Here is a 23,635-nt window from a genome sequence, read left to right as displayed (position 1 = left end):
CAGCCGCGCCCCGACCCGGCGCGGCTGATGCACGCCAGATGACGCGGCCCCGGCGGGGCCGCGTTCCGGGAGGCGGAGACGATGGGGCACGACGCCCCGCGCCCGATCCCCCTCCCGCCTGTCCCGAGAGAAACGTCCATGTCCGTTCGTGCCCGCTCCTTCGCCCTGACGCTGGGGCTGAGCGCCCTTGCGCTACCCGCCGCCGCCAACGCCCAGGCGCTGGTCGTCTGCTCCGAAGCCAGTCCCGATTTCCTGAACCCGCAATTCAGCAGCCAGAACACGGCCTACGATGTGGCGGCGCAGATCTATGAGCGCCTGACGGCGACGGAACGCGGCGGCTCGCAGATCATCCCGAGCCTCGCCGAGTCCTGGACGATTTCCGAGGACGCGCTGACCTACACCTTCAAGCTGCGCAAGGGCGTGAAGTGGCACGCCAACAAGGCCTTCACGCCGACGCGCGAATTCAACGCCGACGACGTGGTCTTCTCCTTCGAGCGGATGTTCGATGCGAGCAACCCCTACAACAAGGTCGGCAGCGGCAATTACCAGTTCTTCAGCGAGATCGTGAAGCCGAGCCTGAAGTCGATCGAGAAGGTCGACGACTACACGGTCAAGCTCACGCTGACCAAACCGAACTCGCCGATGCTGTCTGCTCTCACGGTCGAGCCGATGTCGATCCTCTCGGCCGAATACGCAGCCGCAATGCTGAAGGCCGGCACGCCCGAGCAGGTCGATTTCGCGCCGATCGGCACCGGCCCCTTCTCGCTGCTCTCCTATCAGAAGGATGCGATCATCCGCTTCAAGGCGGTGCCGGATCACTGGACCAAGGCCGTCGGCAACCGCGACCGCATGGCGCTGGTCAACGACCTGATTTTCGTGATCACCCCCGATGCCGCGGTGCGCTTCGCCAAGGTGCGCTCGGGCGAATGCCAGATCGCGCGCTACCCCAATCCCGGTGACCTGCCGGCGATGAAGACCGAGCCGACGATCAACCTGTTGCAGGGCAGCATCGCCGATCAGAGCTTCCTCGCCTTCAACCAGCAGAAAAAGCCCTTCGGCGACAAGCGGGTGCGCGAGGCGCTGGCCTACGCCACCAACATCCCCGCGATCATCGACGCGGTCTATCAGGGCACTGGCAACCCCACGGCGGCGGCGGTTCCGCCCTCGCTCTGGTCGCACAACACCGACCTCAAGCCGCGTCCCTATGATCCGGAGAAGGCCAAGGCATTGCTCGCCGAGGCCGGGTATCCGAACGGCTTCGAGACGACGCTCTGGGCCATCCCCGTCGTGCGCGCCTATATGCCGAACGGCCGGCGCGCGGCCGAACTGATCCAAGCCGACTGGGCAAAGATCGGCGTCAAGGCGACGATCCAGACCTTCGAATGGGGCGAATACCTCAAGCGCGGCCGGGCCGGCGACCACGAAGTGGGCATGTTCGGCTACACCTGGGATTATCCCGATCCGAGCCAGATCCTGCTCTCGGGCTGGACCTGCGAGGGGGTGAAGACCGGGGCCAATCGCGCACGCTGGTGCAACCAGGAGGCCTCGGACGCGCTCGCCAAGGCCAACACGATCACCGACCAGGGCGAACGGACCAAGCTCTACAAGCGTTTCCAGGAGCTCTTCCACGAGGATGTGGCGGGCCTGCTCTTCGCCAATGCGCAGGCTTTCACGCCGGTGCGCAAGGAAGTGAAGGACTACAAGATCCACTTCTTCGGAGGACAGCCGTTCTACGGCGTATCGATCGCGAAATAAGACCCGAACGCCCGACGATCACCGGCGCCGGCAGAGCATTCATTGCTTTTCCGGCGCCGAAAAATTTCGTATTGTTGCGCCAAAATTCTCGAACGTTCTCAAGTATTTCGTGATCCAATACGCGAGAACCGCGATACCCCGTTGCGATCCACGGTTTTTGTCGTGGCGTTCTTGATCTTTCGCGGATTCTGGTGTTTCCGCTGCGCCGGAATTCGAACTCGACTAAAGTGACAAGACAGGCCGCCGCGCAGGACGACATGCTCCGGCCGACAAGAATGGCAGAACCATGCTGCGCTTCATCTTCACCCGGCTGAGCCTGGTCATCCCGACCTTCATCGGCATCACGCTGCTGGCCTTCTTCCTGGTGCGGCTCGTGCCGGGCGACCCGATCGAGACCATGGCTGGCGAGCGCGGCATCGACGCCGCTCGCCATGCCCAGCTGCTCACGGAATACGGCCTCGACCGGCCGCTGCTCGTCCAATACGGCAAATATATCGAGCGTGTCGTCCAGGGCGATCTCGGCAAGTCGATCGTGACGCGCGAGAACGTCCTGACCGAGTTCGGGCAGCTCTTCCCGGCGACCATCGAACTCGCGCTCTGCGCCATCCTGATCGCGCTGATCGTCGGGCTGCCGGCCGGCATCATCGCGGCGGTGAAGCGAAACTCGATCTTCGACCATGGCGTGATGGGCATCTCGCTGACCGGTTACTCCATGCCGATTTTCTGGTGGGGCCTGCTGCTCATCCTGCTGTTCTCGGTGCAGCTCGGCATCACGCCGGTCTCGGGCCGCATCGCGGTGCAGTACTTCATCGAACCCGTCACCGGCTTCCTGACCATCGACAGCCTGCTAGCCGGCGACGTCGACGCCTTCTGGTCGGCGCTGTCGCATCTCGTGCTGCCGGCGATCGTGCTCGGCACCGTGCCGCTCGCGGTCATCGCGCGCATGACGCGCTCGGCAATGCTGGAGGTGCTCGGCGAGGACTATATCCGCACAGCGCGGGCCAAGGGCATGGCGCCGATCCGGGTCGTCGCGCTGCACGCGCTGCGAAACGCGCTGATCCCGGTCGTCACCGTCATCGGCCTGCAGGTCGGCACGCTCTTCACCGGCGCGATCTTGACCGAGACGATCTTCTCCTGGCCCGGCGTCGGCAAATGGCTGATAGAGGCGATCAGCCGGCGCGACTACCCCGTGCTCCAGGGCGGCACGCTGCTGCTCGGCATGGTCGTGATGAGCGTCAACCTCTTCGTCGACCTGCTCTACGGCCTGATCAACCCGCGCATCAGGCACGCCAAATGAACCGCCCTTCGCATTTCAGCTCCCATTGGAGCCCTCGTCCATGAGCGCAGAAACCCTCGAAGCCCCGGCCGTCGCCGCACCGAGCGGCACGCCGCCCCATCCGGCGCGCGAGTTCTGGACCTATTTCAGCGCCAATCGCGGCGCAGTGGCCGGGCTCGTCGTCATCGTGCTGGTGCTGCTCTGCGCGCTGTTCGCGCCGATCATCGCACCGCATGATCCCAATCTGACCAATAATGCGGTCTTCCTGAAGCCGCCGTTCTGGCAGGAGGGCGGATCGCTCTCCTATCCGCTCGGCACCGACGCCATCGGCCGCGACATCCTCTCGCGCCTGCTCTACGGCGCGCGGCTCTCGCTGGTGATCGGCATCTTCGTCGTCGCGGTCGCCATCGTCGTCGGCATCGTGCTCGGGCTGATCGCCGGCTACTTCAAGGGCATCGCCGATATCGCGATCATGCGGCTGATGGACATCCTGATGACGATGCCGAGCCTGCTGCTCGCCATCGTCATCGTCGCGATCCTCGGCCCCGGCCTGATGAACGCGATGCTCGCCGTCGCCATCGTCGTGCTGCCGCACTATGTCCGCATCACACGCGCCGCGGTCATCACCGAAGCCAGCAAGGATTATGTCATCGCGGCCAAGGTCAGCGGCGCGCAGACGGTCCGGCTGCTGTTCTCCGAGATCCTGCCGAACTGCGCCGCGCCCCTGATCGTGCAGGCGACGCTCGGCGTCTCCACGGCGATCCTCGATGCCGCGGCACTGGGCTTCCTCGGCCTCGGCGCCCAGCCGCCAACCCCCGAATGGGGCACGATGCTCGCCGACGCGCGCGAGTTCGTGCTGCGCGCCTGGTGGGTCGTCACCTTCCCGGGCCTCGCCATCCTCATCACCGTGCTCGCCTTCAACCTCCTGGGTGACGGCCTGCGCGATGCGCTCGACCCCAAGCTGAAGCGCTGAACCATGCCCCTGCTCGAAATCGAAAACCTCAGCGTCGAATTCCCGACATCGCAGGGAACGCTGCGCGCCGTCGACCGGATCGACCTCACCCTCGACGAGGGCGAGGTTCTCGGCGTGGTCGGTGAATCCGGCTCCGGCAAATCAGTCACCATGCTCGCGCTGATGGGCCTCGTCGGCTATCCCGGACGCGTCCGCGCCGACAAGCTGCGCTTCGACGGCCGCGATCTCCTGACCATGTCCGCCCGCGAGCGCCGCCAGCTCACCGGCAAGGACGTGGCGATGATCTTCCAGGAGCCGAGCACCAGCCTCAATCCCTGCTTCACCATCGGGTTCCAGCTCGCCGAGACGCTGCGCAAGCACGAGCGTATGGACGGCAAGGCCGCCAAGCGCCGGGCGATCGAGTTGCTGGAACAGGTCGGCATCCCCGCTCCGGAAAGCCGCCTCAAGGCTTACCCCCACCAGCTCTCGGGCGGCATGAACCAACGCGTGATGATCGCGATGGCGATCGCCTGCAATCCGCGCCTGCTGATCGCCGACGAGCCGACTACGGCGCTCGACGTCACCATCCAGGCCCAGATCCTCGAATTGCTGATGTCGCTGCAACGCGAGCGCGGCATGGCGCTCGTCCTGATCACGCACAACATGGGCGTCGTGGCCGAGACGGCTCAGCGCATCATGGTGATGTATGCCGGGCAGATCATGGAGGAGCGCAAGGTCGACGCTTTGTTCGCCGACCCGCAACACCCCTATTCCGCCGCGCTGCTTGCAGCCCTGCCCGAGCGCAGCGAGAATGCAAGCCGCCTCGCCACCATCCCCGGCATGGTGCCCGGCCTCAACGACCGGCCGAAGGGCTGCCTGTTCAGCCCGCGCTGCGCCTATGCGACCGAGCATTCGCGCAATGTCCAGCCGGAGCTGCGCCCCTGGCAGGACGGGCGCGTGCGTTGCCACTACCCGCTCGGCGATCCGCAGCGCGACGCCGAACGCGCCCGCGACGAAGCCGGCCGGGCGAAGGAGGTCGTGCGATGAGCAACCCCGTCATCGAGGCGCGTGAACTCACGCAGATCTATCCGGTCAAGCAGGGGCTCTTCCGCCCGCCGGCGCAGCTTCAGGCTGTGAACAAGGTGTCCTTCTCGGTCGAGGCCGGCCGGACGCTCGCCGTCGTCGGCGAGTCCGGCTGCGGAAAGTCGACGCTCGCCCGCATGGCAACGCTGATCGAGACGCCCACCTCGGGCGCGCTGACGCTGGACGGACTCGACGCCGTCAACCCGCCGGCCGGCGAGCGCAAGCGCCTGCGCCGCACGGTGCAGTTCGTCTTCCAGAACCCCTATGGCTCGCTCAATCCGCGCAAGAAGATCGGCACGATCCTGGAGGAGCCGCTCAAGATCAACACCGACCTTTCCAAGGCCGAGCGCACCGAAAAGGCGCGCGCGATCATGGCCAAGGTCGGCCTGCGCCCCGAGCACTATGCCCGCTATCCGCACATGTTCTCGGGCGGCCAGCGCCAGCGCATCGCGATCGCCCGGGCGCTGATCCTCTCGCCCAAGGTCGTGGTGGCGGACGAGCCGGTCTCGGCGCTCGACATCTCCATTCAGGCGCAGGTGCTCAACCTGCTGGCGGATCTGCAGGAGGAGTTGAAGCTCGCCTATCTCTTCATCTCGCACGACCTCAGCGTCGTCCGTCACATCGCCCATGATGTGATGGTGATGTATCTCGGCAATGCCATCGAGCACGGTCCGAAGGAGCGCATCTACGCCCGGCCGCTGCACCCGTATACGCAGGCGCTGCTGGCTTCGACGCCGCGCGTCGATGCCGGCAAGCGCGAGCGCATCGTGCTGCGCGGCGAATTGCCCTCTCCGCTCAACCCGCCGAAGGGCTGCGTGTTCTCGACCCGCTGCCCCTATGTCACCGACCGCTGCCGGGCCGAGCGCCCCGAGAAACGCGAAATCGACGGCCGGCAGGTCGCCTGTCACTACGCCGAGGACTTCCTCGCCAAGGCGGCGTGACCACTAGATCGCAGTGCGTCCTATCGGAGGCAAAGTGGCGATCTATCGCTTTGTTTGAGCATCGGATTTCTCCGAAAAGTGGATCCCACTTTTCGGCCCGGTGCTTTGGGCTTCGGCAGGTCTTGCCGAAGCGCCGGCCGACGCGATAGCTCTCGCTGCGCGCCATCTGGTATGGCGCTGCCTGACGAGTGAGGTCGAGATGTCCATTGCGGCGAAACTGACGGAGCGCTTCCTGCGCTATGTCGCGGTCGAGAGCCAGAGCGACGCGCAGGCGACGAGCCTGCCCACGACGCCCGGACAGCAGCGCCTCGCCGCCCTTCTCGCCGAGGAACTCAAAGCCCTCGGCCTCGCCGATATCGTCATCGACGAGCACGCCACCGTCACCGCGCGCAAGCCCGGCACGCGCCCGCGCGCGCCGCGCATCGGCTTCATCGCCCATCTCGATACGGTCGATGTCGGGCTCTCGCCGGTGATCCGCCCGCAGATCCTGCGCTTCGAAGGGCAGGATCTCTGCCTCAACCGCGAGCGGGACATCTGGCTGCGCGTCGCGGAGCACCCGCAGCTCGAGCCATGGGTCGGCGCGGACGTCATCGTCGGCGACGGCACCAGCGTGCTCGGCGCCGACAACAAGGCGGCCATCGCCGCAGTCATGACACTGCTCGCCGAGCTCGGGCCCGAGGACGCCCATGGCGACATCCTCGTCGCCTTCGTGCCGGACGAGGAGATCGGCCTGCGCGGGGCCAAGGCGCTCGATCTCACGCGCTTTGCCTGCGACTTCGCCTACACGATCGATGCCTGCGAGTTGGGCGAGGTCGTCATCGAGAACTTCAACGCGGCCCAGGGTGAGATCAGCTTCACCGGCGCCAGCGCCCATCCGATGTCGGCCAAGGGCGTGCTGGTCAATCCGCTGCTGATGGCGATGGATTTCATCGCGGAATTCGACCGGACCGAGACGCCTGAGAACACCGAGGGGCGCGAGGGCTATTTCTGGTTCACCGAGATCGCCGCCGGCCAGAGCGAAGCCAGGCTGAAAGTGATGATCCGCGAGTTCGACAAGGCGCGGTTCGAACAGCGCAAGCGCCGCATCGGCGAGGTCACGGAACTGATCGCGCGGCGCTATCCGACGGGACGGGTCTCGTCTGATGTCAGCGACACCTACGGCAACATCCATGACAGCCTGGGTGACGACCGCCGCTCGGTCGATCTGCTCCTCGCGGCGCTGGACGAGCTGAAGATCGCGCCGAAACTGATCCCGATGCGCGGCGGCACGGACGGGGCGGCGCTTTCGGCACGCGGGCTGCCGACGCCGAATTTCTTCACCGGCGGCTGCAATTTTCACTCGCGCTTCGAGTTCCTGCCCGTGCCGGCTTTCGTGAAATCCTACGAAACCGCACGCATGATCTGCCGGCTTGCGGCGGAGCGTGGCTGAGGACAGCGCCTCGCCTTCAGAATCGCATCGCCCGCAACCGCGCTTAACCATAAGGCGCGAGGTTTCCTGCAGTGTGCCGAATATTAATAGCCTTGTGGCCTAAGGAGGTCACTCCCCAGCGCAGGTGCTAGACGGCATGACCGAGTTCATTGGCAAGATCCTCGACAAGATTTCGGCGACGAGCCTCTTGACGACGGGATTGCTGCTGCTGACGGCGCTGGTCAGCGCGCTGGTCGCCTATTGGCGGACGGCCGAGCAGAAGAACTTCCGGGAGTTCTTCGATTTCATCTTTCCCAACGAGATCATCACTCATCCTTCGGCGAAGGCGGATCTGCTGTTCTGGGTGACGCGCAAGGCGATCATGCCGTTCCTGATGCTGCCGGCGGGCGTCGCCTTCGTCGCGGCCGTCGGCTACGCGACCAACAAAATCCTCGCCACGATCTTCCAGATCGATCCGCCCCTCATTCCGGGGCCGGCCGGGCCGGTGACGACCGTGATCTTCACGGTCACAATGCTGCTGGCTTACGACATCTCCTATTACCTCTACCACGTTGCGCAGCACCGCTTTCCCATCCTCTGGGAGCTGCACAAGGTTCATCATTCGGCCGAGGTGATGGTGGGCATCACCAAGGACCGCGTCCATCCGCTGGACGAATTAATGAACCGGGCCTGGGACGGGGTGATCCCGGGCATCTGCTTCGGGATCTGGTCGCTGGTCTCGCTCAACCTCATCGAACTCACCGTCTTCGGCGTGAACGTCTACGTCATGCGCAACATCCTGATGATGGACTTCGTCAGGCATACGCATTTCAAGATATCGTTCGGGCCGCTGAACAACGTCGTCCTGTGCCCGCACTGGCACCAGCTGCATCACAGCGTCGATCCGCGCCATTACGACAAGAATTTCGGGCTGCTGTTCTCGTTCTGGGACCGGTTGTTCGGAACGCTGTGCGTGCCGAAGCCGGATGAGGACTTCAAGTTCGGGCTGATGGAACGTGGCGTCCGCGATTACCAGTCACTTTCGGGCCTCTACCTGCTGCCATTGAAACGGATGTGGCACCAGATCCGGCGCCGGCTCGGCCTGCGCCCCGCTCGCCGCACCGATGCCGAGGCCGACGGAGCACAGCAGTGAGCGCAGCGGCCGAGTTCACCGCCGTCGATGGCCGAAAGCTGGAGATCGTGACCTCGGAGGAGCAGCTTGCGGCGTTGGCTCCGGCCTGGGATGCGCTATGGCGGCAGGCCGAAGGCCTTGTCTTCCAGAGCCATGGCTGGATCAGCGCCTGGTGGCGGACCACGCCGGGCCGCGACCAGCGCGGGCTGCTGATCGGCCTGGTCTGGAATGGCGAAAACCTGGAGGCCGTGCTGCCTTTCGCCACGATCCGGCGCCGCGGCATCCGCATCCTCGAATGGGCGGCGAAGGAACACAGCGATTATGGCGATATCCTCGTGGCTCCCGGCTGGAGCCGCGAGGCCGCAGCCGCCTTGTGGCGGGCGATCGCCAAAGCCGGCCGCTTCGACATGGCCTATCTCAACCGGCTTGCGCCCGAGGCCCTCGCCCGCCAGATCCTGACGGGTGACAACTCAGCTCTCCGTCTGCGCCCGAACCACCGCACCGAGATCAACTATCGTGTGAGCGGCTCCTGGAATCGTGGCGCGCTCTGGTTCGACCAGCAGTCGAAAAAGACGCGGCAGAACTACCGGCGCGGGCGCAAATTCATGGAGGAATCCGGGGAAGTCCGCTTCCGGCTGATGTCTCCGGAAGAGCCACTTGAGCCCGTGCTGCTGCGCGTCGCCGCCCTCAAGCGCAAATGGCTCGAGCGCCATGGCCATGCCTCGGATCTGTTCGACGAAGGCTCTCCGGCCCTCACCGCGCTCGTCGGCGTGATGGCGAAGCTCGGCATCCTGCGTGTCTTCCTGCTCGAATGCGGCGATAGCGTCGTCGCCGTCTCGATCAATCTGGTGCAGCGCGACAGGATGATGGCCTTCGTCACCACCTATGATCCGGACCATGAGCGTGCGTCGCCGGGCATGGTGCTGATGATGGACTACATCCAGTGGTCGATCGACCAGGGCCTGTCGATGGTCGACTTTCTCTGCGGCGGCGAGGATTTCAAGCGGCGCTTCGCCACCCAGGCGGTGACGCTGGACTCGGTTTCGGGAGGGCGCACGTTGGTCGGGCGGCTCGCCGTCCTCGCCGATGGCGCCCGGCACGCCATCAGGAGCCGGCGAGCGCCGGCACCGGCCGCAGACCAGCCAGAAGCGGCCGGCGAGCCATTGCCGAGCCGTCGATGAATTCATAGCCGCCGGCCCGGTTGAGGCTGTGGATGCGGCGGCCAGGCCAGAGAGCACCTGCCTGGATGATGGTCTCGATCTCCTGATCGAAGCCCTCGGGGTCGAGCCGTGTGACGCGGGCGATGCCGAGAGCCTTGCCATAGCCGAACCGGCAGTCCTGCACCGGGCGCAGTAAAACACCATCGCGGATGGTCATCTGCCCGGCCGGCCGGGCCGAGGCGATATCGATCAGCACGGGATTGCGGGGATGCGGTTTCCAGGGACCGCGGAAATCCGCCGCCGACCAGAGATGCAGCGTGTCCGAATGGGAGCCGCCGCCGTCCCGCACCGTGGCAAACAGCCACCATAGACCGCCATGCTCGATCAGCGTCGCGTCGCTGGCGACGACGCCGTCGATCAGCGTCGCCTCCCTGACCCAGCCGCCGGGGAATGCTGTCGCGCGAAACAGATCCACCCGCGCGGCGCCGGAGCTTTCCGGGATCATCCAGACCTGCCCGTCCCGTTCGAAGACGAAGGGATAGGAGAGATGGCCGGGCTGTTCGAGCACTGGCTCGGGGCGGCCTATCGGACCATCCGGCCCGAACTCCACCGCCGAAATGATGCCCTTGCCGGTGGCGTGGGGGAAATCCTCGACGAAGAGCGTGAGACGCCCCCTATGCAGGATCGGAAACGGATCGGCATAGAAGCGGGTGCCGTCATCGGGCAGGTCGCACCAGCCCGCGTCGGGATGGCGCTTCAGATCGAAAAGATCCGGGCCGCCCAGCTTGCGCCAGCCCACCCGCCAATGGGGGGCGTGGAAGCAGCGCCGGTAAATGCGATCGACCGCATTCGAAGTCACCGCGCGGACCATGGTCCGCGCGAGGCCGGTATGGGGCGTGGGCGAAGGCTCGGCTTCGGCAGGCAGCTGCGGCACACGCATGGGGCTGCCTTCGACTGCGGCCACGATGAAGGTGATCACGCGGCTGAGGATATCGTCGAGCTTCGCCAGCAAAATGCGGCCGTGATCGCTGCCCGGCCGCGCTGCGGCGATCAGCGCGCCGTTCTCCGTCAGCTCGACCAAGGGAACGCCGCCGGCAAGAAGAGCGGAAACGAGTGGGGCTTCTCCCGCCTGCCCTTCGAAGCGGAGGACCCAGCGGCGCGTTGGTCCGGCCGGCTCATCGCTGCCGAGATCGAGAAGCAAGTCGGCTTCGTCGTGCCCTGGCGCGGCGGCCACGGCAGCCGCCTCAGCCGGCCGGGCGAGCGTGAAAAGGCCATGGGGCTGAAGGCCGTGCAGATAGCCCTCGACGCGGAAGAGACCGTCGAGCCGATGTGGGTCGGCTGCGTTCACTGCCGGCGGAACGACCAAAAGCGTCAGGCCGGGGATCGCCCGGAGACGCTCGATCAGGACCAGATGCCACCGCCGCAAGGGCGAAGCACCCATGTGCAATCTCAATCTCATATCCAAGCCCAGCCGCATTTCTTGCGGCAACTGCGCCAAAGCAGCCAGCATTCTCCAACATCCGCATTTCGATTTGGTTAGCCCCGCCCGACCCGCGTGCAAGCCCGCTCAAGCGGGCAGCCTCGACCGATCGGAGCAGTTGTTAAGGAGTTCGTGGCAGGGTCGCGCCTGGAAGCCGCGGTCGGACGACACCGCGGCATCGCGTTGCGTTGTCCGAGTAGAGGAATGACAAGTCTGGCTGCGACCGCTCATCGGCAGGAGGAAACGGTGCAGCCGCCTCCTCAGGAGACCTTTCGTCGCCGCCCGGATGGCGCCGTCGAAGTCTCCGAGCTCTGGCGCATCCTCTGGCATCGGCGCCTGATGATCCTGGCCGTCGCCGGCCTGCTGGCGGGGCTGGCCCTCGCCTACGGGCTGTTGACGCCTTCGCTCTATACCGCCTCGGCGCAGCTTCTGATCGATCCGCGCGACCGGAACGTCGTCAGCAACGACGTCAACCCCAATACGGTCTCACCGGATGGCGGCTTGGCGCAGGTCGAGAGCCAGGCCAGCGTCGTCCAGTCCACGAACGTGCTGGCTCGGGCGATCAGGACGACGAAACTCACCGAGGACACGGAATTCAACGGCGCGGGGCTTCTCAGCCGCCTTCTCGGCCGGATTGCGACAGATGCCCCTGCCCCGGACGGCACCCTCACGCCCACCGAGGCGCGGACGCTCGCCAACCTCCGGCGGAAGATTTCCGTCAGGCGCGCGGACAAGGTCCTGGTGCTGGATGTGGTCGTGACGACGCGCGACGCCGACAAGTCGGCCAAGCTCGCCAACGCGATCGCCGAGGCCTATCTCGCCGACCAGGCCGATGCCAGAAGCCGCGCTGCGACGGAGGCGTCCGAGGGGCTGACAGCCCGGCTGGCGGAACAGCGCAAGCGGGTCGAGGCGGCTGAGAACGCCGTCGAGCGCTATCGCGCCGAAAACAATCTCGTCGCGGCGTCCGGACGCCTGATCAGCGAGCAGCAGCTCAGCGAGATCAGCAATCAGCTCTCGGCAGCCCAGGCGCGCACTTCCACCCTCCGTTCGCAGGTCGAGCTGATCGCCCAGCAACGCCGGCGCGGCGCCCTGGCCGGCAGTTCCATGGAGGCACTGCAGTCTCCTGTCATCGGAAGACTGCGGGAGCAGGAGGCCGCCCTGGTTCAGCGCGAAGCCGATCTGCAGAGCCAGTTCGGCCCGCGCCACCCGTCGATCGGCGCGGTGCAAAACCAGCTCGTCCACGTTCGCCGCCTCATCGCGACCGAGATCGAGCGGGTCGAGCAGTCCGTGCGCACCGAATATGAGCGCGCGCTCGGCAATGAGAAGCTGCTCGCCAGCAAGCTCGAGACCCTGACGCGCCAGACGCAAGGGGCGGACCAGGCGTCGGTCCGGCTGCGCGAGCTCCAGCGCGATCTCGAAGCGGTCCGCGCGGTTTATGCGACGTTCCTGCTGCGCGCGCAGGAAACACGCGAGCAGGCGAATCTGGACACCACCAACGCCCGCATCATCAGCCGGGCTCAGCCGCCATTGCAGGCGAGTTGGCCGCCGACATTTCCGCTTGCAGCGGCGGCGGCCGTGCTCGGGCTGGGCCTCGGTGCCGGCCTCGCATTGCTGCGCGAGTATGCCGCGCCTCATCTGCTCTCCCGCTCGCAGGCCGAGGCTTTGATCGGCGCTCCGGTGGTCGGCGTCCTGCGCCCCCGGACGGCGCCCCCGCGCGGCTTCGGCCGATGGTTCCGGCGATCGACAGGCCGGCAAGCGGAGGCGGACGGCGCGGCGCAACTCGCGCTGCTCCTGCTGTTCAAGCCCACGGATGTGCCGATCCCGGCCGCCCGCAGCGCCCTGCTCATTTCGGCCGAGGCCGATGGCGATGAGCGGGAGCATGCGGCCGACCTGCTCGCCAGCGCTGGAGTCCAGCACGGAGAGCGCGTCCTCCTGGTCGATACGACGACCGAACCGGTCCAGGGCGGCCCGGCCGGGCTGATGGATATTCTGCGCGGCGAATGCAGCTTCGAGGACGCCATTCACTTCAGCGACGCCAAGGATGTCGCGCTGATGTCCGCCGGTCGTCCTAAAGCCGCAACGCAGAAGGCATTGGCACGCAGCTATGCGATGCGAATGCTGGGGGATGCCAGCCGTCACTTCGACATCGTGGTCATCGACGGCGGCCCGCTGGAGCGCAATGTGAAGATCGCCCCGCTGGTCGGCATGGTCGAGGAGATCGTGCTCGTCGCCCGTCTCTACACCACGCGCCAGCAAGAGATCATGCGAGCGGTCGAATCCGCGCGCGTCATGGGCCGCTCGGTGACGGCAACGATCCTGATCGACGCCGACGGGCGAGGCTGATGCCTGCCGCCGGCCTCACGGCCGAGGCCTCGGCCCGTGGGGTACCGAGCTGGGCCCAGCTGGATGGGCTGACGCGCTACGGTCTTTTCGCCACCGTCCTGGTGCTGTTCTGCGTGTCGGGCGGCATGCTCTGGCTCGTCGGCTACAATTATGACGGCCTCACCGGCGCCGCCGCCACGAAGATCCATCCGTCGACCTATATGATCGTGCTCCTGTTCGGCTGGAGCCTGATCGCCTGCGGGGATCCGGTCAGCCGCGCCATTCATCTCGTCAGCGCTCGGCCGGCGACGCTGTTCATGCTGCTGGTGACGATGGCGACGATCGTCGTCACGGTGATGCGCGACGGGCCGGGCCTTGGCGGCATGGTCGACACCTATGTCGCCGTCTGCCTGCTGGTCCTGTCGCTCGTCGATGCCGACGACGAGACCATGACGACGCTCACGACGATGCTGCATGTCGTCATGACCCTCAACGCCCTGCTCGCGCTCTTCGAGTTCGTCACGCAGTTCCGGCTCTTTCCCTACCGCTTCGACGGCGCAGTCTTCGAAACCGACACGCGCTCCAGCGCGTTTCACGGCCATCCGCTGGCGAACGCCATGATCACCGCCTGCTATCTGATGGCTCTGATCAGCGGGTCACGCTCCCTGCCGCCGGCGGTCCGTGGCGTCCTCATCGCGCTGCAGAGCGCCGCCCTTGTGGTCTTCGGCGGCCGCACCGCGCTTCTGACGTCGCTGGCGTTCGGCCTCTGCTACGGCACGGTACAGCTGTTCGCCTTGCTGCGGAGCGGGCGGATATCGCTGATCGCGGCCGCCATCGGCTGCGTGCTCGTAGCCCTCCTGCCCGTCGCCATCGGCGGGCTGGCGGCGCTTGGTTTCTTCGACGACGTGGCCACGCGCTTCGTCTCCGACGGTGGCAGTGCCAATGCCCGCAAGGAGATGTTCGAGCTGCTGCAGATGTTTTCGATCGGCGACCTCGTCATCGGGCCCGATGTGCAGCTCGTCGACACCCTGCGCCGCGTCAACGGCCTCGAGTGGGGCATCGAGAACCCGTTCGTGCGTATGATCCTCTATCAAGGGGCGATCATCACCGCGCTCGTGACGCTGGCCTTCGGCCTCTTCATGTATGAATTGGGGCGCGGACGCCCCGGCGTCTGGCTCCCGATGATCGTCTGGATCATCCTGCTGAACGGCTCGGAGAGCATCGCGACGAAGACGACGATGCCGGCGAAATTCGTCGTCGTCATTCTGTGCCTTTATCGACCGGAAAGGCGCGGTTCCGACCGGCTCAATCCGGCATTCGCAGACCGAGGGCCGCGATCATGGCCGGGTCGAGCCGGCGGCTGACATCGTCCATCATCCCCATGCTGTCGAACAGGTTCCAGAATGCCCAGGGAAACCCGAGCGCCTCGGCGCCGAGCCTGACGTCACGCACATAGCGGGCGCGATCGTCCGGAGCGGAGGCGACGGTGCCGCCCCCCGATCGCAGCGCTCCGAACTCGCCCATCAGGATCCGGCCGGGCTGCACGCCCTCGCGCTCCGCCCAGGCACGGACCCGGCGCAGATAGCCGTCGATGAACGGGCGATCCGGCTGGGCATCGAAATATTCCTTGAGGACGCGCTCGGTCTCGCGATAGGCGGCCGCTCCACTGCCCTGTGCCGGCGCACCCAGCGCGGCCATTCTGGCGCGCACCGCAGCGAGGGTGGCATCGAGGCTTCCCCGCGCGGCGGGCCAGGGCACCGCGTTGAGCGCCCGATAAACCGGTTCGCTCATCCAGCGCGCGCCCTGATGTGAGAAGAGATAGGGCTCGTAGAAGTGGAAGGTGAAGAGCAGCGGCTCATAGAGCGAGAGCTCGCGGACCCGGAGGGGGTCGAGACCTGCGATCATGCTGCCGCAAGCGCCGGTCGCCAGCAATGTCAGCCCCGGCGCGGCCAGTCGAGCCGCGGCCAGAAGCCGCTTCTGCGTCTCTCCCCATTCAGCGGAGCCGCAGGCCTGGAGCGGCTCGTTGACGGGCTCGAATCCCGTCCGCTCCGGATCGCTCCGCCCCAGTCGCGATGCCAGCTCCACCACGAGATCGCGATAGGCCGGAAACGCCGGAGCATCCAAGGTTCCGAACAATCGCGACGGCGTCCAGTAATGCGTCGCGCCGTTGGCGTGAAGATTGACGATCACGGCAAGCCCCTCACCCTGCGCCAGCGCCACCGCGGCCATCACCTGATCGAGCAATGACGCCCTGACGGCGGGAGCTGCGGCAAGGAACGGGCCGGGGTCCACGGGCAACCGGACGAAGTCGAGGCCCGCACGACGTAAGAGAGCGAGATCCGCCCGCGTCGGAACCGGCCGGTCGAGCTGGAACGGGGGCCAATCATAATCGGTTCGCGGCGCAGGATGCTCCCGCGTCAGGGAGAACCATGGCCAGAGATTGACGCCGCGCCGGATGCCGAGGGGCCGCGCCGCATGAGCGCGACCGCCGCCGATCGCCGCCGTCCCGATCGCCCCCGCCAGCAGAGAACGGCGGCTGACCGTCATCCCCTGCGGCCGCCGGCCACTTCGGCCGGAGCGACGGCAGCTTCCGGCTCGAGACCGAGCAGGGCCAGCGCCTCGCGTTCATAGTGCTCGAGGACCGCCTGCCATTCGAAGCTGGAGCGGGCGCGCACAAGCGCAGCCTGTTTCAGGCGAGCAGCCAGTTCATCATCGGCCAGCAGCCGCCCGATCGCATTGGAGCAACTCGCCTCGTCAGCAAAGAACAAGCCCGCCTCACCCGCAGTCCAGCGGTTATAGGGATTGTCATGGGCGATGACCGGGTTCCCTGCCCACAGCGCCTCGACCAGCGATGGGTTGGTCCCGCCGACGGTATGTCCGTGCAGATAACCGCGCGCGTGGAAACGCAGGGCCCTCACGGTCTCGGCGTCGTAGATCGCGCCGGGCATGATCACTTCCGGCCCAGCGGCCGCCTTGACCTGGCGATGATAGGCGTTTTCGTCCGAGAAATTGCCGAGAACGACGAGGGGCATGCCGCGCGGCCTGGACGAGAAGGCCTCGACCAGCGTGAGGATCGAATTGTCGGGCTCGATCCGCGCGATCGAGATCAGGTAGCGGCCGCTCTCCAGCCCGAATTTGGCGAGCGGCTTTGCCGGCGCCATCCGGATCGGCATGCCGCCATAAGGAATCATGACCGTGGCGCTGCGCGGACGCCGCGTCGCTAGATGGTCGGCGATGATCGGATGATCAGCCACGAGACGGTGCGAGGACCAGGCCGCGATCCACTCGTTCATCCAGAACCAACTGCGGACGGGCCATGACCATTTCGGCCGGCGCCACTCGATCCCGTCCATATTCGTCATGATCTTCCGCCCGGCGAGGCGCAGATAGGGCAGGAAGATCGCGCCGTTATATCCCAGCACGAGGCTGAGCGCCGGACGCCGCGCCGCATGCCGCACGCAATGCCAGTCGAAGTCGATGGTCGCGCGCGGCCCCGATGACGACACCTGCGTGCGAATGAGCTCGATGCCCCGCCAGGATTCGCTGTGGAACCGGCGCGTGACGGCCGGAACCTCGTCCTGGCAGTACACGCCGACCTGCCAGCCCCGCTCGACCAAAAACAAGGCGAGCTTCTCGGCGAAGGTCTCGAAGCCACCATGCGCTGCCGGAATACCCCGTGTTCCGAGGATCAGCAACGAAGGAGCGGTATTTGCCATGATTTCATCCGGAGGGGCGCAAAGCTGCGCGAAGATAGCGCGTAGCTTCAAGAATACCTTGAATTTCTGGGACTTATCCCGCTTTTATCGAAGATGGTTAGGACGCGCTTTCCGGCCATGCGGAATCGGTGGAAGCGCGATGGCGGCGTCCTCGAATGGAAACGGATTGTGACGCTGCGTATCGCCTGCATTCATCAGGGCTATGAACTCTACGGGTCGGATCGCGCTTTCGCCGAGAGCGTAGCCGCCTTGCGCCAAGCCTACCCGGCCGCCGATATCGAGGTCGTGCTCCCGCGCGAAGGTCCGATCCTCAGCCTGCTCCAGCCGATCGCCAGCCGGATCGTCATCGAACCGCTATGGGTGCTGCGCCGCAGGAATCTGCCGAGATTGATGGCCATGGCGCCGATCGAACTGCCGCGCGCCATGCTGCGCGCGGCCCGGCGAATGCGCCGTTGCGACCTCGTCTATATCAATACCTCGGTCATCGTTGACCATGTGCTTGCCGCACGATTCTTTGCCGGCAAGGCAATCCAGCATATCCACGAAATCCCGGAAGGGATGACGCGCACGCTCCTGCGCCAGTTGATCCTCTGGGGCCGGGCGCGGCTGATCTTCAACTCTCAGGCGACGCGCTCTGCCTTCCCGCTCCCGGACGGCCATGAAGCGGATGTCATTTACAATGGCGTGGCCGGGCCGGCCGACTGGGCGCCCACGGATTATGATGGCAGGCGGCGGCTGCGTGTCCTCATGCTCGGCCGCATCAACCGCATCAAGGGCCAGGAAATCCTGCTCGCGGCGGTGAGTGCCCTGCCCCGGGATCTGCGAGACCGGCTCGAGGTCCGCATCGTCGGCAGCGCTTTCGAGGATCCCGCCCTCGAACTGGCGTTGCACGAGGCGGTGACGAGCGCGGGTCTCGACCCGCAGGTGAAGGTCGAGCCTTTCCGCGACGATCCCACACCGCTCTATCGATGGGCCGACATCGTCGTGGTGCCGTCGCGCCGGCCGGAGTCGCTCGGCCGCGTCGCGATCGAAGCCATGGCGTTCGGCCGGCCGCCGCTGGCTTCGGCGATCGGAGGCCTGCAGGAGGTGGTCGTGGACGGTGTGACCGGCCGGCTGTTGCCGCCCGGCGACCCTGACGCCCTCGCAGAAGCGCTGAAGCAGGTGATCCTCGCGCCGGAGCTGCTCGCCCCCATGGCGCATGCGGGACGTGAACGCTTCTCGGCGCTGTTCAGCGATCACGCTGTCGCCCGCGCCATCGGCGCGGTTGTCGAGGACATGCTCTCCCGCGGCCGGCTGGCGCAGCAATGAACTTCGAATCCCTGCGCCGTCTGATCCTGAAGCTCGTCGTCATGGTCGGCGGCGAGGCGATGCAGAGCGCATTTCATCTGGGCCTCAACCTCGTCCTGCTGCACTCCGTATCCGCGTGGGATTACGGCGTCTTCGCGCTGGTCATGGTGGTCGGCGGCATCGGCCTCACCTATATCCGCGCACTGACGGCTCTCCCGGCGAGCATCTTCATCGCCCGCAGCCATAGCGTCGGCGCGGCCGGGGCGTATGAGATCACCTTCGGCTCGGCAGCCGCGCTGCTGTCGGCACTGCTCGGCGTCTGCGTCGCCTTCGCCCTGAGCGGCTGGCTTCCGGAAGGCGCCTTGAGCGGCGGCGCCTTCGTCGCTCTGTGGACCGCACGCGCGCATATCCGCACTGTCTTCTTCGCCCGCAATCGGCAGATGCTGGTCAGCGCCAGCGATCTGACGTTCACGATCAGCGGCTCACTCGGCGCAGCATGGGTCGTGTGGAACGACACCCATATCCTGCAGCATACATTCCTCGTCATGATGACGGCCAACGCGCTTGGCATCGCCGTGATGCTCACGCTCGGCCGGCGGCCGGTGCGGTTGAGCTTCGGCACACATGTCTGGCGGCGCTATCGCAAGCTCTGGCGGGACTTGAAATGGTCGCTGCTGAGCGTGACGATCACCAACCTCCAGGGCCAGGGGATGGCGCTGCTGGTCGCCACGATCGCGGGGCCGGCAGCCTATGCGCCGATCGCGGCCGCGCTGGTCAATTTCGTGCCGCTGCGCATCGTCTCCACCGCCTTCGCCAATATGATGCATCCGGAGATGACGGCGCTCATGGCCCATCGCGACTCCGGGAAGGTCGGGCGGTTGCTGCGCTACTGGCCGATACCGCTGGCGGTGCTGGGCGTCGTCTACGGGATCGTCATTCTGCTCGCGCTCCCGCTCATCCTGCCGGAAAGCCTCGAGGACACCCGCTTCTTCAAGATATCGGTGCTGGCATGGGTCATGAGCGGCATGCCCTTGCTCTATGTCATGCCCCGCATCTGGCTCGAGATCGCCCAGGATTTCCGCTCGATCGCGATCCTCTCCGCGATTGCCGCCGCCATCGGCATGCTGGTGGTGCTGCTCCTGCTGCTGACGGCCGCGCCCTCCTGGGTGCTTCTCGGCGGAGCGCTGTCGGAGGTCATCGTCCTCATCGGCAGCTGGGCCGTGGTCTGGCCGAGGCAGCGCGCGGCCGAGAAGGCGATGCCGTCGATCGCCAGATCCGGCTGACCGGCGGCCGCCCTTACGACCAGGAGGCTTCCGCCGTCATGCAGAGCGTCCCGTTCTGCTTGGCGGTCCAGAGCTTCAGCCCCGTCCCCTCCTCCGTCGCGTGCAAGGCGAAGGCATCATCGTCGAACAGCGGCGACAGGCCACGGAAGCTGAAGCACCGAGGCGGGGCGCCGCGCAGCTCGGCGGCGTAGTTGCAGAGCAGGGCGGCCTGCATCGGACCGTGGACGATGAGACCAGGATAGCCTTCGACCTCCGTGACATAGCGGCGATCGTAATGGATGCGATGGCCGTTGAACGTCAGCGCGGAATAGCGAAACAGCAGCGGCGCCTCGGCGCGCATCGGCCGCTGATGAGCGCCCTGCTCGGCAGGGGGCGGCTGCTTTGTCGCGCCCGCGGCGCTCTCGAGGCCGCGATAGACGATGTCCTGCCGTTCCTGCAGCACGAGCACTCCATTCGCTTCGACGCGGTGCTCTACGGTGACGAAGCAGAGCGGCCCGGTGCGCCCTTTCTTCAGCATGACATCGGCAATCCGGGAGGTTCGCCTGACGACATCACCCACTCTGAGATCGCCGGAGAAGGCGAATGCGCCGCCCGCCCACATCCGGCGAGGCAATGGCACGGGCGGCAGAAAGCCGCCCCGAGCGGGGTGCCCGTCCGGGCCGAGCGTGCCGGTCGGAGCCGCCGGCTGGGCCAGGCAGAAATGGATCAGCCTCGGAACGATTTCGCCGTGCTGCGGCGCCTCGCCGGGATAATCGAAGGTCGCGTGATACTTCCGCGCCAGATCCTCGCTGACGATGTCGACGCCGACATCCTCACGGCCGATCCAGCCGCGCAAATGATCGATGTCGAGCTCGGAGATGCCGGACGCAGCCATCAATAGGACCTCGGCATGCCCAGCACATGCTCGGCGAGGTAGGAGAGGATCAGGTTCGTGGAGATCGGCGCGACCTGATAGAGCCGTGTCTCGCGGAACTTGCGCTCGACATCGTATTCCTCGGCGAAGCCGAAACCGCCATGCGTCTGGATGCAGGCATTGGCTGCCTCGAAGGAGGCATCCGCCGCAAGCATCTTCGCCATATTGGCCTCGGCACCGGGATTGGCGCCGGCCTCGTAGAGCCGGATCGCCTCGCGCACCATCAGTTCGGCGGCGCGCATATTGGCGTAGGCCTTGGCGATCGGGAACTGGATGCCCTGGTTCTGGCCGATGGGCCGGCCGAAGACATGCCGCTCCCTGGCGTAGTTCGAGGCCTTGTCGATGAACCACTTGGCGTCGCCGACGCACTCGGCCGCGATCAGGATACGCTCGGCATTCATGCCGGAGAGGATGTAGCGGAAGCCCTTGCCCTCCTCGCCGACGAGATTCGCGGCCGGCACCTTCACATTGTCGAAGAAGACCTCGGTAGTGGCGTGGTTCATCATCGTGCGGATCGGCCGGATGGTCAGGCCGTCCTTCAGCGCCTCGCGCATGTCGAGGATGAAGACCGAGAGCCCGTCGGTGCGCTTCTGCACCTGGTCGCGCGGCGTGGTGCGGGCGAGCAGCAGCATCAGGTCGGACTGAGCGGCGCGGCTCGTCCAGATCTTCTGGCCGTTGACGATGTAGTGGTCGCCCTCGCGCCGCGCCGTGGTGCGCAGCGCAGTCGTATCGGTGCCGCTGGACGGCTCGGTGACACCGAAGGCTTGCAGGCGCAATTCGCCGGAGGCGATCTTCGGCAGGTAGCGCCGTTTCTGGTCCTCGGTGCCGTGACGCAGCACCGTGCCCATCACATACATCTGGGCGTGGCAGGCGGCGCCGTTGCAACCCTGCCGCTGGATTTCCTCCATGATCACGGCGGCGGCCGAAAGCGACAGGCCGGCGCCGCCATACTCCTCCGGGATCAGCGCCGAGAGGAAGCCGCTTTCAGTCAGCGCCGTGAGGAACGCCGCGGGATAGGCCATCTCGCGGTCGAGCTTACGCCAATACTCGCCCGGGAAGTCCGCGCAGAGCTTCGCAACCGCATCGCGAATGTCGTTGTGGTCGGAAGCATGCTGCATGGCGGCCTCGAAGCTGTCGGACGCTTGGGACCGCGTCCCGATACCCTTCGTGGTTAGCCCTCCGCCGGCCGACGAGGAAGAGCCTCCGTGAAGGGGAAGCCCCGCGTCAACGCCAAGCGATGCCGATGCGCGCGGGCTTCATTCTCAACGGCCCGACTGCCCAGTCCCCTCGAACGGGGCGGCGACCGCATCCCCGGTCGCTTGACCGGCATCGGATACGGAGCGACCGACCTGCTGGATCGTGTCGTTGAAATTCCGGCGCGTGTGGGGATCGACGACGGCGATCGGCGCCGAGATCGCGAGGCCAGCTGCCGTGCCGACAGCCGCCGCGGTGCCGGCGGTCACCTCCATCAGGCGCTCGCCCAGGCCGACCCGCGAATCCGTGATCGGCTGCCCCTCGACCAGACGCGAGCCGATCAACTGCACGACTTCCGGGCTCTCGGCGAACTTGCCATGGTTCAGGCTGTCGCCGGAGCGCAGCTTGGTGAGGTTGAGGACGGTAATGCCGTATTCGGCGATCTCGCTCCGATAGGGCTCGACATCGGGATCGATGGCGCCGAGCCGTGCCGCACTGCCCCAGACGCGGCGCGACACGGCCAATGCTCGGTCGTCCTGCGAGACGAACACGGTGAACCGGGGCCGCTTGCCATGAATATCGGCGATCTGGCTGCGGAAGACGTCGACATCGACATCCGGCGCAGCGAGCATGACATTGGCGATCTTCGGCGGGATGCTGCCGTTGCGGATCGCCATCTGCCGCAGCGCCTCCATCGTCACCCAGTTGCCCATCGAATGGGCGAGGATCGAGACTTCGCCAACCGCCGGATCGCGGGCCAGGCTTTGCAGGAGGTTCTCGAGCGCGGTGCGGGAGTAGTTGCCGCTTTCGCGGTCGTAGCCATAAGCGAAGATCGAGCCGCGCGACGGCCAGGTGAAGAGCACCGGCACGACCTTCGCATTCGAGTCGTGCACGATCTGCGCGAAGCGATAGACCGCATCCTCGAAGCGATTGTTGAAGCCGTGGATGAACACCATCACCCGGCGCTTCGGCACCTTCGTCACGGCCTTATGAAATAGCGAGATGGCCTGCGCCTGATCGAGCTTCTCGACGTTGAGGGTGACGAAGTCCGTCTCGGGATTGCCGGGCAGGCGGTTCGGCCATTGCACCTCACCGATTTTGCGATGGGATGCCGGCGGCAGCGAAACGGTAATTTCAGCGAAAGACGGCTTGCCGCGCTCGCCGGAGAACAGGATGCCGGCGTCCTCGTCGGGCGCGCGCGTCGTCGCCACCAGCATGGTGACCTTGCTCGTATCCGTAGCCGCCGAGCTCACGGGCAGGAGCACCCCCTTCACATCCCCGGCGCAGCCCGCGAGCAGCAGGGCTGCGGCTCCCGCCGAGAAAGACCGGAGCCCGGCCTTGTGAAGTAACGCAACACGCATGCCCGCCCCCGATCACCACGCCACTCTGTCCCGACATCGCGTTATCGTGCGGGAATGATGCTGAGCTGTGACAGCCAGTTCCAGACTAGGCAGCGTTCCTGCCGAACGGTCAAGCCGTTGGCCGGCCCCCTGATGTGGTCGGCGATCAAGTGTTGCTTTGAAGTGCTGGCGCGTGGGGTGTTCCGCTTTGGCGGATTGTAGGGGCGCTTTGCGCCGTTTTTTCTGGATTTTAGACGCAAAAACCCGCCGCTGTTTGCGACGGGTTTTTGTGTTTGGTTGCGGGGGCCAGATTTGAACTGACGACCTTCAGGTTATGAGCCTGACGAGCTACCGGGCTGCTCCACCCCGCGGTAAGGATATGGGACCTTTTGA

At 66.1% G+C, this 23,635-nt stretch carries 18 protein-coding genes and 1 tRNA gene; 12 read left to right on the top strand and 7 right to left on the bottom strand.

What is annotated here, in order from left to right; genetic code table 11:
* Positions 1–138: 138 nt before the first annotated feature.
* The 8 genes from AB4Z16_RS22455 (at position 139) to AB4Z16_RS22420 (ending at position 9,728) form a co-directional block, all read left to right on the top strand.
* The gene (locus AB4Z16_RS22455; RefSeq protein ID WP_441513545.1) at positions 139–1,755 is read left to right on the top strand and encodes an ABC transporter substrate-binding protein; all 1,617 of its coding nucleotides are present in this window, start codon (positions 139–141) and stop codon (positions 1,753–1,755) included.
* 286 nt (positions 1,756–2,041) lie between these two features.
* Positions 2,042–3,052: an ABC transporter permease subunit gene (locus AB4Z16_RS22450; protein WP_441513544.1), complete on the top strand. Its 1,011-nt coding sequence runs from the start codon at positions 2,042–2,044 to the stop codon at positions 3,050–3,052.
* 40 nt (positions 3,053–3,092) lie between these two features.
* Positions 3,093–4,004: an ABC transporter permease subunit gene (locus tag AB4Z16_RS22445; RefSeq protein WP_441513543.1), complete on the top strand. Its 912-nt coding sequence runs from the start codon at positions 3,093–3,095 to the stop codon at positions 4,002–4,004.
* Positions 4,005–4,007: 3 nt separating this feature from the next.
* Positions 4,008–5,030 (top strand): ABC transporter ATP-binding protein, encoded by a 1,023-nt coding sequence (locus tag AB4Z16_RS22440; protein WP_441513542.1) that lies wholly within the window; start codon positions 4,008–4,010, stop codon positions 5,028–5,030.
* The gene (locus AB4Z16_RS22435) at positions 5,027–6,007 is read left to right on the top strand and encodes a peptide ABC transporter ATP-binding protein (RefSeq protein ID WP_441513541.1); all 981 of its coding nucleotides are present in this window, start codon (positions 5,027–5,029) and stop codon (positions 6,005–6,007) included. Before AB4Z16_RS22440 ends, AB4Z16_RS22435 begins: the two co-directional genes overlap by 4 nt.
* 199 nt (positions 6,008–6,206) lie before the next feature.
* Positions 6,207–7,436, top strand: a complete 1,230-nt coding sequence (gene pepT / locus AB4Z16_RS22430) for a peptidase T (protein WP_441513540.1) — start codon at positions 6,207–6,209, stop codon at positions 7,434–7,436.
* Between the two features lie 136 nt (positions 7,437–7,572).
* Complete coding sequence (locus AB4Z16_RS22425; RefSeq protein WP_441513539.1) at positions 7,573–8,568, top strand: sterol desaturase family protein; 996 nt, start codon at positions 7,573–7,575, stop codon at positions 8,566–8,568.
* Complete coding sequence (locus AB4Z16_RS22420) at positions 8,565–9,728, top strand: GNAT family N-acetyltransferase (RefSeq protein WP_441513538.1); 1,164 nt, start codon at positions 8,565–8,567, stop codon at positions 9,726–9,728. Before AB4Z16_RS22425 ends, AB4Z16_RS22420 begins: the two co-directional genes overlap by 4 nt.
* Here the strand turns inward: AB4Z16_RS22420 and AB4Z16_RS22415 are convergent.
* Positions 9,652–11,148 carry a glucosamine inositolphosphorylceramide transferase family protein gene (locus AB4Z16_RS22415; protein ID WP_441513537.1) on the bottom strand — a complete coding sequence of 499 codons (1,497 nt, stop codon included), beginning with the start codon at positions 11,146–11,148 and terminating at the stop codon, positions 9,652–9,654. The genes AB4Z16_RS22420 and AB4Z16_RS22415 overlap by 77 nt on opposite strands.
* A gap of 285 nt (positions 11,149–11,433) precedes the next feature.
* Between AB4Z16_RS22415 and AB4Z16_RS22410 the strand changes: the two genes are divergently transcribed.
* Positions 11,434–13,530 (top strand): GumC family protein, encoded by a 2,097-nt coding sequence (locus AB4Z16_RS22410; protein WP_441513536.1) that lies wholly within the window; start codon positions 11,434–11,436, stop codon positions 13,528–13,530.
* Positions 13,530–14,873, top strand: a complete 1,344-nt coding sequence (locus tag AB4Z16_RS22405; RefSeq protein ID WP_441513535.1) for a VpsF family polysaccharide biosynthesis protein — start codon at positions 13,530–13,532, stop codon at positions 14,871–14,873. Before AB4Z16_RS22410 ends, AB4Z16_RS22405 begins: the two co-directional genes overlap by 1 nt.
* Here the strand turns inward: AB4Z16_RS22405 and AB4Z16_RS22400 are convergent.
* Both AB4Z16_RS22400 and AB4Z16_RS22395 read right to left on the bottom strand, forming a co-directional pair.
* Positions 14,815–16,056, bottom strand: a complete 1,242-nt coding sequence (locus tag AB4Z16_RS22400; RefSeq protein WP_441513534.1) for a glycoside hydrolase family 5 protein — start codon at positions 16,054–16,056, stop codon at positions 14,815–14,817. The two genes, AB4Z16_RS22405 and AB4Z16_RS22400, sit on opposite strands and share 59 nt — an antisense overlap.
* Positions 16,053–17,225, bottom strand: a complete 1,173-nt coding sequence (locus AB4Z16_RS22395) for a DUF1972 domain-containing protein (RefSeq protein ID WP_441513533.1) — start codon at positions 17,223–17,225, stop codon at positions 16,053–16,055. Before AB4Z16_RS22395 ends, AB4Z16_RS22400 begins: the two co-directional genes overlap by 4 nt.
* A 390-nt stretch (positions 17,226–17,615) precedes the next feature.
* Here AB4Z16_RS22395 and AB4Z16_RS22390 point away from each other — a divergent pair, with 390 nt between their 5' ends.
* Together AB4Z16_RS22390 and AB4Z16_RS22385 are read left to right on the top strand one after the other, a co-directional pair.
* Positions 17,616–18,533 (top strand): glycosyltransferase family 4 protein, encoded by a 918-nt coding sequence (locus AB4Z16_RS22390; protein ID WP_441513532.1) that lies wholly within the window; start codon positions 17,616–17,618, stop codon positions 18,531–18,533.
* The gene (locus tag AB4Z16_RS22385; protein WP_441513531.1) at positions 18,530–19,795 is read left to right on the top strand and encodes a hypothetical protein; all 1,266 of its coding nucleotides are present in this window, start codon (positions 18,530–18,532) and stop codon (positions 19,793–19,795) included. Before AB4Z16_RS22390 ends, AB4Z16_RS22385 begins: the two co-directional genes overlap by 4 nt.
* Positions 19,796–19,808: 13 nt before the next feature.
* On the opposite strand, the gene AB4Z16_RS22380 is transcribed toward AB4Z16_RS22385, so the two are convergent.
* The 4 genes from AB4Z16_RS22380 to AB4Z16_RS22365 all read right to left on the bottom strand — a co-directional run bounded on the left by AB4Z16_RS22380 (position 19,809) and on the right by AB4Z16_RS22365 (position 23,613).
* Positions 19,809–20,669 carry an HTD2 family dehydratase gene (locus tag AB4Z16_RS22380; RefSeq protein WP_441513530.1) on the bottom strand — a complete coding sequence of 287 codons (861 nt, stop codon included), beginning with the start codon at positions 20,667–20,669 and terminating at the stop codon, positions 19,809–19,811.
* Positions 20,669–21,826, bottom strand: a complete 1,158-nt coding sequence (locus tag AB4Z16_RS22375) for an acyl-CoA dehydrogenase family protein (RefSeq protein ID WP_441513529.1) — start codon at positions 21,824–21,826, stop codon at positions 20,669–20,671. Before AB4Z16_RS22375 ends, AB4Z16_RS22380 begins: the two co-directional genes overlap by 1 nt.
* A 144-nt stretch (positions 21,827–21,970) precedes the next feature.
* Positions 21,971–23,263 carry an alpha/beta hydrolase gene (locus tag AB4Z16_RS22370; RefSeq protein ID WP_441513528.1) on the bottom strand — a complete coding sequence of 431 codons (1,293 nt, stop codon included), beginning with the start codon at positions 23,261–23,263 and terminating at the stop codon, positions 21,971–21,973.
* Positions 23,264–23,536: 273 nt separating this feature from the next.
* Positions 23,537–23,613, bottom strand: a tRNA-Met gene (locus AB4Z16_RS22365).
* Positions 23,614–23,635: the final 22 nt, after the last annotated feature.

The sequence above is a fragment of the Allobosea sp. TAF32 genome, assembly GCF_052113585.1.
GTDB lineage: Bacteria > Pseudomonadota > Alphaproteobacteria > Rhizobiales > Beijerinckiaceae > Allobosea.
Note: the sequence above shows the minus strand (reverse complement) of the source record. Positions and strands in the feature narration are given on the sequence as shown.